General features: G+C 71.8%; 10 protein-coding genes and 5 pseudogenes. 9 read left to right on the forward strand and 6 right to left on the reverse strand.

The window, feature by feature from the left end; genetic code table 11:
• Positions 1-111: 111 nt before the first annotated feature.
• The 4 genes from AB0C73_RS17005 to AB0C73_RS17020 all read right to left on the reverse strand — a co-directional run bounded on the left by AB0C73_RS17005 (position 112) and on the right by AB0C73_RS17020 (position 6,284).
• Positions 112-1,566 (reverse strand): aminotransferase class V-fold PLP-dependent enzyme, encoded by a 1,455-nt coding sequence (locus tag AB0C73_RS17005; RefSeq protein WP_362530216.1) that lies wholly within the window; start codon positions 1,564-1,566, stop codon positions 112-114.
• Positions 1,566-2,915 (reverse strand): MFS transporter, encoded by a 1,350-nt coding sequence (locus AB0C73_RS17010; protein WP_362530219.1) that lies wholly within the window; start codon positions 2,913-2,915, stop codon positions 1,566-1,568. The genes AB0C73_RS17005 and AB0C73_RS17010 overlap by 1 nt, the downstream gene beginning before the upstream one ends.
• Positions 2,912-3,619 (reverse strand): helix-turn-helix domain-containing protein, encoded by a 708-nt coding sequence (locus AB0C73_RS17015; RefSeq protein WP_362530222.1) that lies wholly within the window; start codon positions 3,617-3,619, stop codon positions 2,912-2,914. Before AB0C73_RS17015 ends, AB0C73_RS17010 begins: the two co-directional genes overlap by 4 nt.
• Positions 3,620-3,752: 133 nt before the next feature.
• Positions 3,753-6,284, reverse strand: coding sequence for a DUF4118 domain-containing protein (locus AB0C73_RS17020; protein WP_362530224.1), 2,532 nt, complete (start codon positions 6,282-6,284; stop codon positions 3,753-3,755).
• Between the two features lie 232 nt (positions 6,285-6,516).
• On the opposite strand from AB0C73_RS17020, the gene AB0C73_RS17025 reads away from it, so the two are divergent.
• Positions 6,517-7,356: a slipin family protein gene (locus AB0C73_RS17025; RefSeq protein WP_362530226.1), complete on the forward strand. Its 840-nt coding sequence runs from the start codon at positions 6,517-6,519 to the stop codon at positions 7,354-7,356.
• Positions 7,357-7,550: 194 nt separating this feature from the next.
• On the opposite strand, the gene AB0C73_RS17030 is transcribed toward AB0C73_RS17025, so the two are convergent.
• Positions 7,551-9,533 (reverse strand): heavy metal translocating P-type ATPase, encoded by a 1,983-nt coding sequence (locus AB0C73_RS17030; RefSeq protein WP_362530227.1) that lies wholly within the window; start codon positions 9,531-9,533, stop codon positions 7,551-7,553.
• A 112-nt stretch (positions 9,534-9,645) separates the two neighbouring features.
• Here AB0C73_RS17030 and AB0C73_RS17035 point away from each other — a divergent pair, with 112 nt between their 5' ends.
• The 8 genes and pseudogenes from AB0C73_RS17035 (at position 9,646) to AB0C73_RS17070 (ending at position 15,454) form a co-directional block, all read left to right on the forward strand.
• A complete protein-coding gene (locus AB0C73_RS17035; RefSeq protein ID WP_362530230.1) occupies positions 9,646-10,047 on the forward strand; it encodes a metalloregulator ArsR/SmtB family transcription factor in 402 nt (133 codons plus the stop codon).
• A 74-nt stretch (positions 10,048-10,121) separates the two neighbouring features.
• Positions 10,122-10,508: a hypothetical protein gene (locus AB0C73_RS17040; protein WP_362530233.1), complete on the forward strand. Its 387-nt coding sequence runs from the start codon at positions 10,122-10,124 to the stop codon at positions 10,506-10,508.
• A 387-nt stretch (positions 10,509-10,895) separates the two neighbouring features.
• Positions 10,896-11,720: pseudogene (locus tag AB0C73_RS17045) on the forward strand (discoidin domain-containing protein); the annotation flags it as partial.
• Positions 11,721-11,843: 123 nt separating this feature from the next.
• Positions 11,844-12,552 (forward strand): annotated as a pseudogene (locus AB0C73_RS17050) (chitosanase); the annotation flags it as partial.
• A 147-nt stretch (positions 12,553-12,699) separates the two neighbouring features.
• A pseudogene (locus tag AB0C73_RS17055) lies at positions 12,700-13,482 on the forward strand (Tat pathway signal sequence domain protein); the annotation flags it as partial.
• A gap of 15 nt (positions 13,483-13,497) precedes the next feature.
• A pseudogene (locus AB0C73_RS17060) lies at positions 13,498-13,788 on the forward strand (fibronectin type III domain-containing protein); the annotation flags it as partial.
• Positions 13,789-13,815: 27 nt separating this feature from the next.
• Positions 13,816-13,947, forward strand: a pseudogene (locus AB0C73_RS17065) (carbohydrate-binding protein); the annotation flags it as partial.
• 112 nt (positions 13,948-14,059) lie between these two features.
• Complete coding sequence (locus AB0C73_RS17070) at positions 14,060-15,454, forward strand: carbohydrate-binding protein (RefSeq protein ID WP_362530235.1); 1,395 nt, start codon at positions 14,060-14,062, stop codon at positions 15,452-15,454.
• Here the strand turns inward: AB0C73_RS17070 and AB0C73_RS17075 are convergent.
• Positions 15,421-16,497: a zinc-dependent alcohol dehydrogenase family protein gene (locus AB0C73_RS17075; RefSeq protein ID WP_362530482.1), complete on the reverse strand. Its 1,077-nt coding sequence runs from the start codon at positions 16,495-16,497 to the stop codon at positions 15,421-15,423. The two genes, AB0C73_RS17070 and AB0C73_RS17075, sit on opposite strands and share 34 nt — an antisense overlap.
• Between the last annotated feature and the right edge of the window lie 201 nt (positions 16,498-16,698).

Raw genomic sequence — 16,698 nt, forward strand, 5'->3', positions numbered from 1 at the left:
TCAGGGAGTAACAATCCTGTGATCGAGATCGATCGGCGTCACTTTAGCACCGAACACGGCGGGTACGGGGTGACAGCCGTCACCTTCCCCGTCGAGGGCCGTCCGCAGCCGTCAGCCCGCGAGGTGGGGGCTGTAGAGGGCGGACAGGAAGCGGGTGACGATGAGTTCGCGGGTGGCCGGCGGCAGGACGTCCATCAGCCGGTTGATCGCGGCCATCCGCCCGCCGCCCACCCCTGCCGCGTCCATGCCGACCCCCGGGAGGAGGGCCGCGAAGGAGGCGTCGTCCAGCGTGGTCAGGTCGACCTGGTCGAGCAGGGCCGTCAGACCGACCGGGGGCTTGGGCGGGCCCAGCGGCCGTACGGCGTCGGCGGCCTCGGCGAGGACGGCGAGCATCGCGTCGACGCCCTGCTCGCTGACCCCGGTCAGGGTCAGGTGGAGGTTGGCGGGCAGGCCGTCCAGGCTGAGCTGGGGCTGGAGGAAGAATCCACGGACCCGGGCCTCGTCGGCGAGTTCGAAGAGGTCGAGGCTGTCGGAGCCGAGTGCGACCAGGGTGGCGTCCGGCCGGCCCAGGACGTGCAGGCCGTCGATCGAGCCGACGCCCTCGACCAGGCGGCCGGTGGCGGCCAGGGCGGCGCGGCCCAGTTCGCGGTAGCCGTCGGCGCCGAGCGCCTGGAGGGTGGCCCAGGCGCCGGCCAGCGGTCCGGCGCCCTTGCTGCTCTGGATGGTGGAGTTGACCACGGTGTACCCGGGCCAGGCCGCGCAGGCGTAGTAGGCGCGCAGCCGCATGGCCTCGTCGCGGAAGAGCAGCACCGAGGCGCCCTTGGGCGCGTAACCGTACTTGTGCAGGTCGCAGGAGAGCGAGGTCACGCCGGGTACCGAGAGGTCGAAGGGCGGGATGTCGGCCCCGGCCTCGGCGAGCCAGGGCAGCAGCCAGCCGCCGACGCAGGCGTCGACATGGCAGGGCAGACCGCGTTCGGCCGCGAGGGCGGCGATCTCGGCGACCGGGTCGATCACGCCGTGCGCGTACGACGGGGCCGAGGCGACGACGAGGACGGTGGCATCGGTGCAGGCCGCGGCCATGGCGGCCGGGTCGGCGCGGAAGGTCGCCGGGTCCACGGGGACCGTCCGCACCCTGACGCCGAGGTAACGGCCCGCCTTGTGGAAGGCGGCGTGCGCGGTGACCGGTACGACGATCTCGGGGGAGGCGACCTCCGGGCGCGCGTCCCGGGCGGCCTTGACCGCCAGGATGATCGATTCGGTGCCGCCGCTGGTGAAGATGCCGGGGGTGGCGTGGCTCCCGCCGAGCCGGGTGGCGACGGCGGCGACCACACCGCGCTCCAGGGCGACGATGCTCGGGAAGGCGGTGGGGTCGAGACCGTTGACCTCCAGCATGGCCAGATAGGCCTGCTCGGCGGCGGCCCGTACGTCCGGTCGTCCGCTGTCGTAGACATAGGCGGCGGTCCGGCCGCCGCGGGTGGGCAGGTCGGCGGCGGTCAGGGCGGTCAGTTCGGCGAGCAGTTCGGCGGCGGGGCGGCCGGTGGCGGGCAGGCCGGGGTGCGGCAGCATCAGACGGGGTCCTTCACGGTCTCGGGGGTCGTGGGCGCGGCGGCGGTGCGGCGGCGGCCGTACGTCCGCAGCGCGGGAAGGGAGAGCAGCATCAGTACGGCGGGGACCACGCTGAAGCCGAGCAGAACGCCGGTGCGGGCGGCGGGGCTCTGCACCACGGGGTGGTCCAGGGTGGCGGAGACGAAGCCGGTCGCGGCCAGGGCCAGGGAGTACGCCCCGGGGCCGATCGCCAGACCCGCGGTCTCCCCGGCGGTCCACAGCCCGGTGAAGGCGCCGGACTGGGCGTGCCCGGTGCGGGCGGCGTCGGCGAGGACCGTGTCCGGCAGCAGAGCGAGGGGCAGCACCTGCAGTGCGGCGTAGCAGATGCCGAGCAGCACGCACAGCGCGAGGACCACGGGGACGGAGGAGGCCGCGGCGGCCGGCAGCAGGGCCGCCGCGGCGAGTGCGTAGCCGAGGGTGGCCGCGGTCAGGCACCGGAGGCGGCCGAACCTGCGGGCGGCCTTCCCCCAGACCGGTACCGCCAGGGCGCTGGGGGCGACCAGGCAGACGAACAGGGCGGAGGTCAGACCGTAGGAGCCGAGCTGGTAGGTGGCGACGTAGGGCGCGGCCGCGAGCATCACCGCGACCGCGGCGGCCTGTACGACGAAGGCCGTGAGCAGCGCGAAGAAGGCGCGGTTGCCCCGTGCCGTACGGAACGCCGCGAGCAGTCCCAGCGGCTCGGGGCCGGGGCGGGAGCGGACCCAGCGGGTGCCGAGGGTGGTGATCGCCGCGGCCGCGCCGATCACCAGGGCCACGCTCAGTCCCATGACCGCGTAGCCGCGTCGGCCGCCGCCCGCGGCATCGACGACGGCCGGCGCGAGGCCGCCCGCCACGAGGATGCCCAGGGTGAGGCAGACGACCCGCCAGACCATGATCCGGGTCCGGTCCCGGCTGTCGTCCGACATCTCGGCCGGCAGCGCCACGTAGGGCACTTGGAAGAAGGAGAAGGCGCTGGCCGCGAGGACGAAGGTGACGGCCACCCAGACGGCTCCCGCCCGGCCGGTGACCGGGCTGAGGAACATCGCGGCGAAGGCGGCCGGCAGCGCCAGCGTCCCCACCAGCAGGAGCCGGGTACGACGTCCGGTGCGGACCGCGTCGCGGTCGCTCGTGGCGCCGACCAGCGGGTTGAGGCACACGTCCCAGGCCTTGGGCAGGGTGACCACGAGCCCGGCGACTCCGGCGGGGACGCCGAGGACGTTGGTCATGAAGTACAGGAGCAGCAGGCCGGGCACGGTGGAGAAGACCCCTGTGCCGACCGACCCGAGACCGTAGGCGAGCAGACGGCGCCGCGGCACCGCGGAGGCGGTCACTTCCCGGCCTCCTGCGGGGCTTCGGCCGGGTCTTCGGCCGGGTCTTCGGCCGGGTCTTCGGCCGGGGCTTCGGCCGGGGCTTCGGCCGGGTCTTCGGCCAGCCCGAGGTCCCGCAGCACGGTCGCGCGCAGATGGCGGCGGAACCGCGCGACGGCCGCGGGGTCCTTCGCGCCCCGGCGTGCCCCGGCGGCGTCCAGGACGCCGGCGCGGCAGAAACCGTGGGTGGTCCACAGCACGGTCCAGATCGTCATCTCGAGGTCGTTGGCGGACCGCCGGCCCTGAGCCGGCAGCACAGCGGCCACCGTCCGGTGCACGGAGTCGATCAGCGGCCGGGCGTAGGCCGCCTCCAGATCGGTCACCTCGGCCGCGTCCTCCAGCCAGCGGCGCATCCACAGCGCCGGTACCTGCGGCTGGTCGAGGCAGAAGTCCAGGTAGCGGTCGAGCAGGCCCGTCACGGCCGCCGCCGGCGAGGGGGCGGCCGCGAACTCGGCCAACGCCTCGGCCAGCACGGCCCGTTCCGCCTCGTGCGCGCGGCGCATCACCTCCTGGTACAGCTCCCTCTTGCCTCCCACGTGATAGCTGACCGTGGCCAGGTTGAGACCTGCCTCGGCGGCGATCTGCCGGGTGGTCGTGCGGTCGTAGCCGTGCTCGGCGAAGAGCCTGGTGGCCGCGGCGATGACGCGTTCGCGACTGGTGTCGGACATGCGGGGAAGCTACCGCGCGCACGGCTCTCAATCAATCGTTTGAACGAACGAGACCGGGGTGGCGCGGACCTCCGCATCGCCACCTTCCTGCGGGGGCCAGGAGTACCCCTGCGACCTGGAGCTGGAGGTGCGGCTACGACTGCTGCCGAGCCGTGCCGGCGACCGCCGTCGGAAGCGTGAGCAGCATCGCGAATCCGGTCCTGGACGCCACGGAGTCCAGGGTGCCGCCCATGGCCTCGGTCAGGTCGCCGGCCAGGCGGAGGATCACGCTGTCCGCCGGGCCGACCGCGGTCGTCTCCGGTGTCGCGCCGCCGACCCCGTCGGAGGTCCCGTCCCCCACGCGGATCGCCAGCCGCCCGGGCCTCGCCTCGGCGGTCACGTGCGCGGGCTCGTCGAGCGGGGTGTGGCGCAGGGCTTCCGCCGTCAGGGCGGAGAGGACCCGGGTGAGCACCGCCGCGTCGGCGAGGGCGTCCGGTACGTCATCGGGCAGGGTGCAGCGGATCCTCTCGCTGCCGGGGCCGAGGTTGTCCAGGACCGTGGTCAGCACCTCGTCGAGGTCGACCGGGCGCAGGTAGAGGTCGAGGGACTCGGCGCGCAGGCGGCTGAGGTCGTCGAGGTCCGTGACGAGCCGGCTGGCGCGACGCACCGAGGACCGGACCGTTTCGAGCAGGCGGCCGGCTTCCTCGTCCGGCGGTCGGGTCTTCGACGGGGCGGGTCGGACGGAGAGACGCCGCAACGCGTCCTCCGCGGTGCGCAGCGGTTCCCGCAGATCACGGCTCGCGGCGAGAAGCAGCGAGGCCCGGGTGTGTTCGGCCTCGGCGCGGAGCCCGGTCTCGGCCGCCGCGGCGGCGAGCCTCCCGTGCTCGTACGCCATGACCAACTGCGCGGCGCACGCGCGGAGTACGAGTTGGTCGTCACTGCTCAGCGTGCGACCGCGCGCCGCCAGCGTCAGTCCGTCCGGGGCGGAGCTGTCGACGGGCGTTTCGACATCCGCGTCGTACGGACGCTCCGGCGGGTTCTCTCCGGCGCCGGCGACGACGGACCAGCGCGGTTCGGCCGGGTGCTCCGTGTCCTCCTTCAGCAGGCTGACCGCGTCCAGGCCGAAGTCCTCTCTGACCTGTTCGAGCAGAGCCGGCAGGTCCTGGCCGCGCATGAGGGCGGTGGCCAGCCTGCTCAGTGCGCGGGCCTCGGATCTCGCCCGGACGGCCTCGTACGTGCGGTGGGCGGCCGTTCCCGAGGCCCAGCCGACCACGACCGCCGTGACGACGAAGAGCAGCAGCGCGAGGACGTCCGAGGTGTGCTGCACGCTCAGCGAGTGCAGGGGCGCGGTGAAGTAGTAGTCAGCGAGCAGCCCGGCGGCCGATGCGGAGATCAGTGTGGGTATCAGCCCGCCGACGAGGGCGACCACGACGACGGTCAGGAGGTAGAGCACCAGGACGAGGGCGAGGTCCACCTGGCCGCGCAGCGCGACCAGCAGCGACGTGAGTGCCGGCAGCGCGATCGCGGCCAGCAGTATCGCGCCCCGGAAGCGCCGTGGTCCCGTGGCGCGCGTCGGGTGCGGCAGCCTCAGGGGCGAGGACGGCCCGGCGGCCTCCTCGTGGGTCACGACGAGCACGTCGATCGGGCCCGAACGCCGGATCGTCCGGTGTCCCACGCTTCCGTACAGGAAGGTGGAGATCCGTCCGCGCCTGCTGGCGCCCAGCACGATCTGGGTGACGTTCTCGGCTTCCGCGAACTGCAGCAGGGTCTCGGGAAGGTCGTCGCCGGTGGTCTGGTGATAACGGCCGCCCAGTGACTCCACCAGGGCACGCTGGGCCGCGAGGGCGGCCGGATCGGCGTGGACGAGTCCGTCGCTCGGCACGACGTGCAGCGCCAGAAGCTCGCTGCCCGGCGTACGGGTGGTGACCCGTGCCGCGCGGCGGATCAGGGTCTCGCCCTCCGGGCCCCCGGTCAGGGCGACCATGATCCGCTCGCGGGTCTCCCAGGGAGCGGTGATGCCGTGCTCGGCGCGGTAGCGCTGGAGTCCTTCCTCCACCCGGTCGGCGAGCCACAGCAGGGCGAGTTCGCGCAGGGCCGTGAGGTTGCCGACGCGGAAGTAGTGGGTGAGGGCGGCCTCGACGCGGTCGGACGGATAGATCTCTCCGTGCAGCATGCGGCGGCGCAGGAGCTCCGGCGGCAGGTCGACCAGTTCGATCTGGTCCGCGCGGCGCGCGACCTCGTCGGGCAGGGTCTCCCGCTGCGGAACACCGGTGATCTGCCGGACCACGTCGCCCAGCGATTCCAGGTGCTGGACGTTGAGGGTGGTGACGACGTCCGTCCCCGCATCGAGGAGTTCCTCGACGTCCTGCCAGCGCTTGGCGTTCCGGGAGCCCGGCACGTTCGTGTGGGCCAGTTCGTCCACCAGGGCGACCTGGGGGTGCCGGGTGAGGATCGCGTCCAGGTCCATCTCGGTGAAGGCCGCCCCGCGGTGGATCATGGTGCGTCGCGGGACGGTCTCCAGGCCCTCGGCCATCGCGGCGGTCGGCCGCCGGCCGTGCGGCTCGACGAATCCGGCGACGACGTCCGCGCCGCTCGCGCGCAGCCGCTGGCCTTCCTCGAGCATGGCGTAGGTCTTTCCCACTCCCGGGGCGGCCCCGAGGTAGATCCGCAATCGTCCTCGCGCCATCCGGGGCTCCTACCGATGCACCTCACCACGCCCACGCACTCTTCCTCCATCATGCGCGCCCGGCCCCCGCCACGCTCCGACACGGGGACTGGCACGGGGACGGGTACGGGCACGGGACCGCGCCCGTACCGTGCCCCGACATTTTGACGTGTTCCTGATGCTGACGGTGCATCCACGGATCCCGCCCGGTCGTCCTCACCGATGTCGAACCGGTTTCGTGAAGGAGGGCGCCATGGAGAGCGCTGTGGTCGGAGTCGTTGTCGTGGTCGTCCTCCTCCTGTTGCTGTTGCGCAGCGGGATGCGGGTGGTCAATCAGGTCGAGCGTGGCGTCGTGTTCCGCTTCGGAAAGGCGCTGCCCGGCCACCGGCAGCCCGGCATCACCTTCCTGATCCCCGTCGCGGACCGCATGCGGAAGGTGAACGTCCAGGTCGCGACGCTGCCGATCCCGACGCAGGAAGGCATCACCCGCGACAACGTGTCCGTCAAGGTCGACGCGGTCGTCTACTACCGGGTCACGGATCCCTCTCGCGCCGCGATCGAGGTGCAGGACTACGCCTTCGCCGTCGGCCAGGTCGCGCAGTCGTCCCTGCGCTCCATCATCGGCAAGAGCGACCTGGACGATCTGCTGTCCGACCGGGAGCGGCTCCACGAAGGGCTCGCGTTGATGATCGACAGCCCGGCGGCCGGCTGGGGCGTGCACATCGACCGGGTCGAGATCAAGGACGTACAGCTGCCGGAGTCGCTGAAGCGGTCGATGTCCCGGCAGGCCGAGGCGGAGCGCGAACGGCGGGCCCGGGTGATCACCGCGGACGGCGAGTTCCAGGCGGCGCAGCAGCTCGCCAACGCCTCGCGGATCATGTCCGACACCCCGGAGGCGATGCAGCTGCGGCTGCTGCAGACCGTCGTCGAGGTGGCGGCGGAGAAGAACTCCACGCTCGTGATGCCCTTCCCGGTGGAACTGCTCCGCTACTTCGACCGGGCGGCCCGCCAGTTCGACGAGGCTCCGACGTCGACGCCGGAGCCTCCGAAGGGCACCGTGCCCGCGCAGCCCGGCCCGGCGGACGCCTCCTGAAGGACGCCCGGGCTCACACCGGACAGCCGCGGCGGGCACCGGACAGCCATGGCGGGCACCGGGACAGCCGTGGCGGGCCGTCGACGCGGACGTGAACCGTCGGTCAGTTCCTGGACGTCAGCGGGCCCGAGCGTCCGCTGACCGACAGCGGACCGCCCCCGCGCTCATGGGGGCGGCGTCGCGGCTGCGGCGGCTCACTCGCCGTTCGCGCCGCAGGCGCGGCGCCAGGCCGAATCCGCCAGCAGGCGCAGGCCGTTCAGGCCCACGATGACGGTGGAGCCCTCGTGCCCGGCGACGCCGAGCGGCAGTGGCAGGGTTCCGGCCAGGTCCCAGACGACCAGGCCGGTGATGAAGGCGGCGGCGATGAGCAGGTTCTGCACCACCAGGCGCCGCGCGTGGCGGGAGAGCGCGACGACGGTGGGGATGGTGGCCAGTTCGTCACGGACCACGACGGCGTCGGCGGTCTCCAGGGCGAGATCGGAGCCGGCCCTGCCCATGGCGATGCCGGTGTGGGCGGCGGCGAGCGCGGGAGCGTCGTTGACGCCGTCGCCGACCACCAGCACCTTGCGCCCGGCCCGCTCCAGCTCCTGGACGGCGGCGACCTTGTCCTGAGGCAGCAGTCCCGCGCGGACGTCGGTGATGCCGACCTCTTCCGCCAGACGGGCGGCGGCGCGCGGGTTGTCGCCGGTGACCAGCACCGGAGTGCTGCCGGTCAGGCCGCTGAGGGCGGTGACGGTGGCGGCGGCCTCCTCGCGCAGCCGGTCGGCGATGCCCAGCACCCCGACCGGGGTGCCTTCGACCTCGACCAGAACAGCGGTGTGGCCCTCTTCCTCCAGCCGGGCGACGACCACGGCGGCCGGGTGGTCGTCCCGGCCGTTCAGCAGCCGGGCGGGACTGCCGACCGCGACGGCCCTGCCCCCGACGGTGGCCGTCGCCCCGGTGCCGGGGACGGAGCTGAAGTCCTCCGCCACGGGGACGTCCAGGCCGCGGGCGCGGGCGGCGTCCACGACGGCGCGGGCCAGCGGATGCTCGCTGGGGTGCTCGACCGCCGCCGCCAGGACCAGCAGCTCGTCCTCGCTCAGCCCGGAGGCGGCCAGCGGGCGGATGCCGGTCACGCGCGGGGTGCCCTCGGTCAGCGTGCCGGTCTTGTCCAGCGCCACCGCGTCGATCCGGCCGAGCTGCTCCATCACCACGGCGGACTTGACCAGGACGCCGTGGCGTCCGGCGTTCGCGATCGCGGACAGCAGCGGCGGCATCGTGGCCAGCACCACCGCACACGGTGAGGCCACGATCATGAACGTCATCGCCCGCAGCAGCGTCGGCTGCAACGCCGCGCCGAAGAGCAGCGGCACCACGAACAGCGCGACCGTCGCGACCACCATCCCGATCGAGTAGCGCTGCTCGACCTTCTCGATGAACAGCTGGGTGGGCGCCTTGGTCTCGGAGGCTTCCTCGACCATCGCCACGATCCGGGCGATCACCGAGTCGGACGGGTCGCGTTCGACCTTCACCCGCAGCGCGCCCGTACCGTTCAGGGTGCCGGCGAACACCTCGTCCCCGGCCTCCTTGGCCACCGGCAGCGGCTCGCCGGTGATGGTGGCCTGGTCCACCTCGCTCGCGCCGTCCAGGACGCGGCCGTCGGCGCCGACCCGCTCTCCCGGACGCACCAGGATCGTGTCGCCCACGGCCAGTTGCCCGGTGGGGACCGTCACCTCGGTGCCGTCGTCCCGCAGGCGGGTGGCGGTGGTGGGGGCCAGGTCGAGCAGGCCGCGGACCGAGTCGGCGGTGCGCGCGGTGGCGATCGCCTCCAGGGCGCCGGAGGTGGCGAAGATGACGATCAGCAGCGCGCCGTCCAGGACCTGACCGATCGCCGCCGCTCCCAGCGCCGCGACGCCCATCAGCAGGTCCACGTCCAGCGTCTTCTCCCGCAGCGCCCGCAGTCCGGCCCAGCCGGGCTCCCAGCCGCCGGTGACGTAGACGAGGGCGAACAGCGGCCCCCAGGACCACGACGGCGCCCCCAGCAGGTGGAGCGGCAGCGCGATCAGGAACAGCACCAGGGCGGTCGCCGCCCAGCGGGCCTCGGGCAGCGTGAAGATCCGGGTACGGCGCCGGGGCGCGGCGGCGTCGCCCACGGCCGCGTCGCCGGCGAGCGCCGGACGGGTGAGGGTGGAGGACATCGAAACAGGGGTCCTTACGAAGACATGACCGGACGGCGAGCAACCCCCATCACCATAACAGGAACACATGAACATCAATTCATGCATTGCTGGGGCGACGTACGATGGGCGCATGGGTCATGGAGCCGCACCCCCCGCCAGCCGCGTCCCGCGCGGCCGCCTCACCGCGGACAACGCCGCGAAGGTGGCCGCCACGCTGCAGGCGCTGGCCACCCCGTCGCGGCTGCTGATCCTCTCCCGCCTGCGCGAGGGACCGCTCCCGGCGACCGAGCTGGCAGCCGAGGTCGGCATGGAGCAGTCCGCCTGCTCCCACCAACTGCGCCTGCTGCGCAACCTCGACCTGGTGGTGGGCACACGCACGGGCCGCTCGGTGGTCTACTCCCTGTACGACAACCACGTCTGCGAACTGCTCGACCAGGCGCTGTACCACGTCGAGCACCTCCGGCTCGGCCTGAGCGACACCGCCGCCGTCGCCGAGCCGGAAGGGGAGGCGGCCGCCGCCCCGAGCACCTGACCACCCTTGGCGAGGGCGGACAACGGCCCCCAGGACCTTGGCCGTTGGGTGCGGGCCGTGAGATCGTTACGCGGGTGACCGACGCTGAAACGATCTCGGTACGACCGGACGACCGTGCCGCGTCCGTTCTGCGCTTCACACTGGAACTTGTCGCGTGGGTGGCGACCCCCTGGGCGCTGGCCGGCCACTCGTGGCCGCTCGCCGTCCTGTCCGTGGTGCTCCTGGTCGGCCTTCCCACGTGCTTCTCCACGCCCGGGGACAAGACCAACGTGATCATCGCAGTGCCGGGCTGGGTCACGATCCTTCTGGTGCTTCTCCAACTCGCCGCAGCCGTCGCGTCCTCGTGGCTGGCCTGGCCTGCCTGGGCCGCGGGCCCCGTGACCCTGCTGGCGGCAGCCACTCTTGTCACGGAGCGCCGACGCTGGCGGTGGCTGACCTCCGGCGAGCCGGCTCGTCGCTGAGGCGCCCATCCGCCGTCCCGGCGACGCCCTCCAGCACGTCATCGCCCCCGTGCGGCCTCCAGTAGGGGCAGCCAGGCTCCCATGACTGGCCGCACCAACCGCCTTGCAAAGTAGGGACGTTGTGTGCTGCGCGACGGCAACTCCTACTGTCTTACTGGTCAGTAGGGGTTGCGCCCTGCGCGACGACAGCCCTACTGTCTCACCGGTCAACCTGTTAGGAACCTTTCCTAACTCTCTATACACAGCGTCACCGGCTCGGACCGAGCCGGGAGTTCCCGCAACCGTCCCTGTGCGGCGCCGTAAGGGCGCCCAGCCGTGCCGTTGCCCCTCCCCCTCCTCCTGGACTGCTTCCTGAACGGAAAGGGCACAGTCATGCGTAGAAACACCATGCTCTGGCAGGCGATCACCGCGACCGTCCTCACCGGTGGTCTGGTCGCCGGCTTCGTCGGGCTCACGCCCGCGTCCGCCGCCGGTACCAACCTCGCGCTCGGCAAGACCGTCACGGCCTCCTCCGTGGAGGGGGCCGGCCTCGAGCCCGCGAAGGCCGTCGACGGTTCCGCCTCCACCCGCTGGGCCAGCCTCGAAGGCGTCGACAACCAGTGGATCCGGATCGACCTGGGCTCGGTGACCGACGTCGGCCAGGTCGTGCTCAAGTGGGAGGCGGCGTACGCGAGGTCCTATCGCGTCGAGCTTTCCGACGACGGCTCCACCTGGCGACAGGTCTACAGCACCACAACCGGCGACGGCGGCACCGACGACCTCACGGTCAGTGGCTCCGGACGCTACCTGCGCGTGTACGGCACCCAGCGCGCGACCGCGTACGGATACTCCCTCTACGAGGTCGAGGTCTACGGCGGGTCGGCCACCAGCCCCAGCCCCAGCCCCACCACGCCACCGGACAGCACGACGAACCTGCTCGCGGGGCGGCCGACGTCGGTCTCCTCCGTGGAGGGCGCCGGCTTCGAGGGCGGCAAGGCCGTCGACGGCTCGACCAGCACCCGGTGGGCCAGCGCCGAAGGGGTCGACCCACAGTGGATCCGCGTCGACATGGGCGGCATACAGACCGTCGGCCGGGTCGTGCTCAAGTGGGAGGCGGCGTACGCCAAGTCCTACCGTGTCGAACTGTCCGACGACGGCTCCACCTGGCGACAGGTCTACAGCACCACAACCGGTAACGGCGGCACCGACGACCTCACGGTCAGTGGCTCCGGGCGCTACCTGCGCGTGTACGGCACCCAGCGCGCGACCGCCTACGGCTACTCGCTCTACGAGGTCGAGGCGTACGGCAGCGGCTCGACCACGAGCCCCAGCCCCAGCCCCACCACGCCACCGCCGTCGAGCAGCGCAGACCTCGACGACCCGTACAAGAAGGAGAACGCCATGAAACTGGTGTCCTCCTTCGAGAACTCCTCCCTCGACTGGCGCGCCCAGTTCGCCTACATCGAGGACATCGGCGACGGTCGCGGCTACACCGCCGGCATCGTCGGCTTCTGCTCCGGCACCGGCGACATGCTCGACCTCGTCGAGCGCTACACCCAGAAGAAGCCGAGCAACCCGCTGGCGCCCTACCTCCCGGCGCTGCGCGAGGTCAACGGCACTGATTCACATGCCGGGTTGGGCACGTCCTTCGAGAACGCCTGGCGCACCGCCGCCCAGGACTCCGTCTTCACCCAGACGCAGGAGGAGGAGCGCGACCGGGTCTACTTCAACCCCGCCGTCTCCCAGGCCAAGACGGACGGCCTGAAGGCGCTGGGCCAGTTCGCCTACTACGACGCCGCCGTCATGCACGGCGAGGACGGCTTCCGCGCGATCCGCTCGCGCGCCGTCTCCCGGGTCAAGCCGCCGTCCCAGGGCGGCGACGAGGTCGCGTTCCTGAACGCCTTCCTCGACGAGCGAGAGGCGGAGATGCTCAAGGAGGAGGCGCACAGCGACACCACGCGGGTCAGCACCGCGCAGCGCAGGTTCCTCAACGAGGGCAACCTCCACCTCAACACCCCCCCTGTACTGGAGCGTCTACGGGGACTCGTACTCCATCACCTCCTGACAGCGATGCCGGCGCGGTCCCCAACGACCTCAGCTCCTGGGCCGTCTGGCGCGACGACGGCACCTGCCGGCCCGCCCCCGCCACGGAAACCTCCTCCCCTCCCAGCACCATCACCTGCACCCGACAGCCTCACGAAGGGACCGACACATGAAATACAGACGCGGGTTGGCGACTCTCGCGGCCGCACTCGGCCTGGGCCTGCTCGGCCTGGGCGTGCCCGCCGCCCCCGCCGAGGCGGCTCCGACCTGGACGCTGCGCTGGGCACCCGATCCCACAGTCCAGGGTCTCGGCGCCTTCGAGACCCTGGAGGACGACCGCGCCGACTCGCACACGAGTTTCGGGCCGCACATCAACGTGGCGGGCGACGCCTATCGATTTGACATGCACATGGTCGATCGGGACACGTCCACCGACCGGCAGCGTCACGAGGTCACCGGCAACCGGACCTCGTCCTCCTCCTACCTCCAGTGGAATCTCGGGGAGACCTGGCGGGTCACGTACTCGATGTACATCCCCAGCTCGCTGATGGCCACGACCACGTTCACGCACATCATGCAGACCAAGCAGCCCGGCGCCGGCAGTTCCCCGATCACGGTCACCTCGCTGCGCCGGGTCAACGGCGTGCAGACCATCGAGCACAAGGTCATCGCCGGGGACGTCCTGGTCGGCCGGACCAACCTGGAGCCCCTCCAGAACAAGTGGATCGACATCGAGTACGAGATGAAGATCGGCGACGGTACGGCGGGCTCCGTCCGCTGGGTCGTCAAGAGCGCCGGGACCACGATCGTCGACGCGACCAAGACGGGCGTCGACACCTTCCTCGACGACCGGGTCCGCCCCAAGTGGGGCATCTACCGCTCCCTCGGCGACACCTCCGGATCCCTGCACGACACCTACCTGCTGCTGCGCAACATGCGCGCGTACGAGCTCACCGCCGGCACCCCGGGCGACACCCAGGCTCCCACGGCCCCGGACGGTCTGCGCTCGACCGGCACCACCGCCTCCAGCGTCTCGCTCGCCTGGAACGCGTCCTCCGACGACACCGGCGTCACCGGCTACGACGTCTACCGCGACGGCACCAAGGTCAGCAGCGTGAGCGGTACGACGGCGACGGTGAGCGGGCTGTCCGCGAGCACGGGCTACTCCTTCACGGTCAAGGCCCGCGACGCCGCCGGCAACGTCTCCGCCGCCTCCAGCAGCCTGCCGGTGACCACCAGCGCCGGCAGCGGCGGTGGGGGTACCTGCCCCACGGCGTGGTCCTCCACCACGTCGTACGTGCCGGGTGACGTCGTCTCGTACGCGGGCCACAAGTACACCGCCACCTACTACTCCACCGGCGCGGTCCCCAACGACCCGACGTCCTGGGCGGTCTGGCGCGACGACGGCACCTGCTGACCCACCCCCGCGTTGCCGCCACGCACCTCCAGGCGTGGCGGCAACGCCGGCTCCTCGCCCACCCCGCCCTTCAAAAAGGCAGACCCCGAACCGCCCTCCAGGAGGTAGTCCCGTGCACAGACCCCTTCACCTGCACCGTCCACGTCCCGGCGTGATCCTGACCGCCCTGTTCGGTCTGCTGCTGTCCCTGCTGTTCGTCGCGACCCCGTCTTCCCACGCCGCCGCAACCGCCACCGACTACCAGGCGGAGAACGCGACGATCTCGCAGGGTACGGTCGCGACCAACCACATCGGCTACACGGGCACCGGGTTCGTGGACTACGCCAACGTCACCGGTTCGTACGTGGAGTTCACGGTCGACGCCGCCACCACCGGCACCGCGACCCTGACCTTCCGCTACGCCAACGGCTCCACCGCCGACCGCCCGATGAACATCACCGTCAACGGCACGGTCGTGGCGTCGAACGTCTCCTTCGCGCCCACCGCGAACTGGGACACCTGGGCGACCAGGACGGCGACCGTCACCCTGAACGCCGGCAGCAACAAGGTCCGCGCCACCGCGACCACCGCGAACGGCGGCCCCAACCTCGACAAGCTCACCCTCGGCACGACGACCCTCCCGCCGGGCATGGCGGTGGCGCCCTACGAGTACTTCGGCTGGGGCAACCCGCAGAGCCCCACCACCGTGATGTCCGCGACCGGCGTCAAGTGGTTCACCCTCGCCTTCATCCTCTCCGACGGCACCTGCAACCCGGCCTGGGACGGCTCCCGTCCGCTGACCGGCGGGGACGACCAGGCGAAGATCAACGCGATCCGGTCGGCCGGCGGTGACATCATCGTGTCCATCGGCGGATGGAGCGGTGCGAAGCTCGGCGAGAAGTGCACCAGCGCCTCGGCGCTCGCGGGCGCCTACCAGAAGGTCATCAACGCATACGGCCTGAAGGTCATCGACATCGACATCGAGAACACCGAGTGGGCCAGTGCCACGGTCCGCCAGCGCGTGGTCGACGCCCTGAAGATCATCAAGACCAACAACCCCGGCATCAAGACCATCATCACCTTCGGCACCGCGAACACCGGCCCGGACTCCACCGGCGTCGACATGATCAACCGGGCGGCCAACTCCGGCCTGGCCAACGACATCTGGTGCATCATGCCGTTCGACTTCGGCGGCGGCAGCACCAACATGGGCACGCTGACCGTGCAGGCGATGGAAGGCCTCAAGGCCCGCGTCCAGTCCGCGTACGGCTACAGCGACGCCACCACCTACGCGCACATCGGACTGTCGTCGATGAACGGCAAGACCGACGTGGCCGGTGAACTGGTCCGCGTCGCCGACTTCCAGACGATGCTCACCTACGCCCAGCAGCACCACATCGCCCGTCTCACCTACTGGTCCGTCAACCGCGACCGGGCCTGCACCACCGGGTCCGACGCGGACTCCTGCAGCGGCGTGTCGCAGCAGCAGTACGACTACCTCAAGGTCTTCGTCCAGTACACGGGCTGAGAGCTCACCGTGCCGTCCGTCGTGAGCGAGTGAACCAGCCTCACTACGCCCGACATGTGGAGGACGGCCACGCCGTGGACGCGTCCGGCGGCGAGGTCGTCCAGGGCCGTGTCGGCGTCGGCGAAGTCGTAGCGGGAGACGGTCGGCCGCAGTCTGTGTTCGGCGGCTGCGGCCAGGAAGGCGCGGCCGTCCTCGCGGGTGTTGGCGGTGACGCTGCGGACGGTCCGTTCCCGGAAGAGGTGCTTCTGGTAGTCCAGTGGCGGGATGTCGGACAGGTGGATGCCCGCGATGGCAAGGGTTCCGCCGCTGCCCAGTGCTTCGAGAGCATCAGCGACGAGGGCGCCCACGGGGGCGAAGAGGATGGCGGAATCCAGTGGTTCGGGCGGTCCCATCTGGAGGTCGCCGGCCGAGGTGGCGCCGAGTTCCAGGGCGAGGGCCTGGGCGGCGGGGGAGCGGGTGAGGACGTGGACGATGGCGCCCTCGGCGAGGGCGAGCTGTGCGGTGAGGTGCGCGGAGGCGCCGAAGCCGTAGATGCCGAGCCGGCCGCCGGCGGGGAGGTCCGCCCGGCGCAGGGCCCGGTAGCCGATGATCCCGGCGCAGAGCAGTGGCGCCAGCTCCTCGGCGGAGTAACCGGCCGGCAGCTCGTAGGCGTATTCGGCGGGGACGGTCGCGTACTCGGCGTAGCCTCCGTCCGTGTCCCAGCCGGTGTAGAGCGATGAGAGGCACAGGTTCTCCCGGCCGCTTCTGCAGTACGGGCACGCCCCGCACGTACCGCGGAGCCACGGGATGCCGACCAGAGCACCGGCCTCGGGCGGCCCGATGACCTCGCTGCCGGTGGCCACGACGTCGCCGACGGCCTCGTGGCCGGGCACGACCCGGTCGCGGTGGGGTAGCAGGTCGTGGTCGCGGAGGTGCAGATCGGTACGGCACACACCGCAGGCCCGGACACGGACCAGCAGCTCGCCCGGCGACGGGACCGGTACGGGCAATTCCGTGCGCTCCACACGCCCCGGACGGTCGGCCGAGACGACCCAGGCCGCCATCGTCTCCGGAAGCGAGGCATCCATCACGGGCCTCCTCGGTTCGCCGCGAACTGTGGACACCCCCATCCTTGGAGCCCAGCCTGTCCAGCGCATGCCGAGGCGGCCGTAGCCAGAGACCTCGGAACATGACCGAGAACGAGATCCAGCTCAAGGCCATCGCCGCTCTCACGGCCCTGCGCCGGTGACTCGGAGAGCTTCGTC

The sequence above is a fragment of the Streptomyces sp. NPDC048623 genome, assembly GCF_040650755.1.
Taxonomy (GTDB): domain Bacteria; phylum Actinomycetota; class Actinomycetes; order Streptomycetales; family Streptomycetaceae; genus Streptomyces.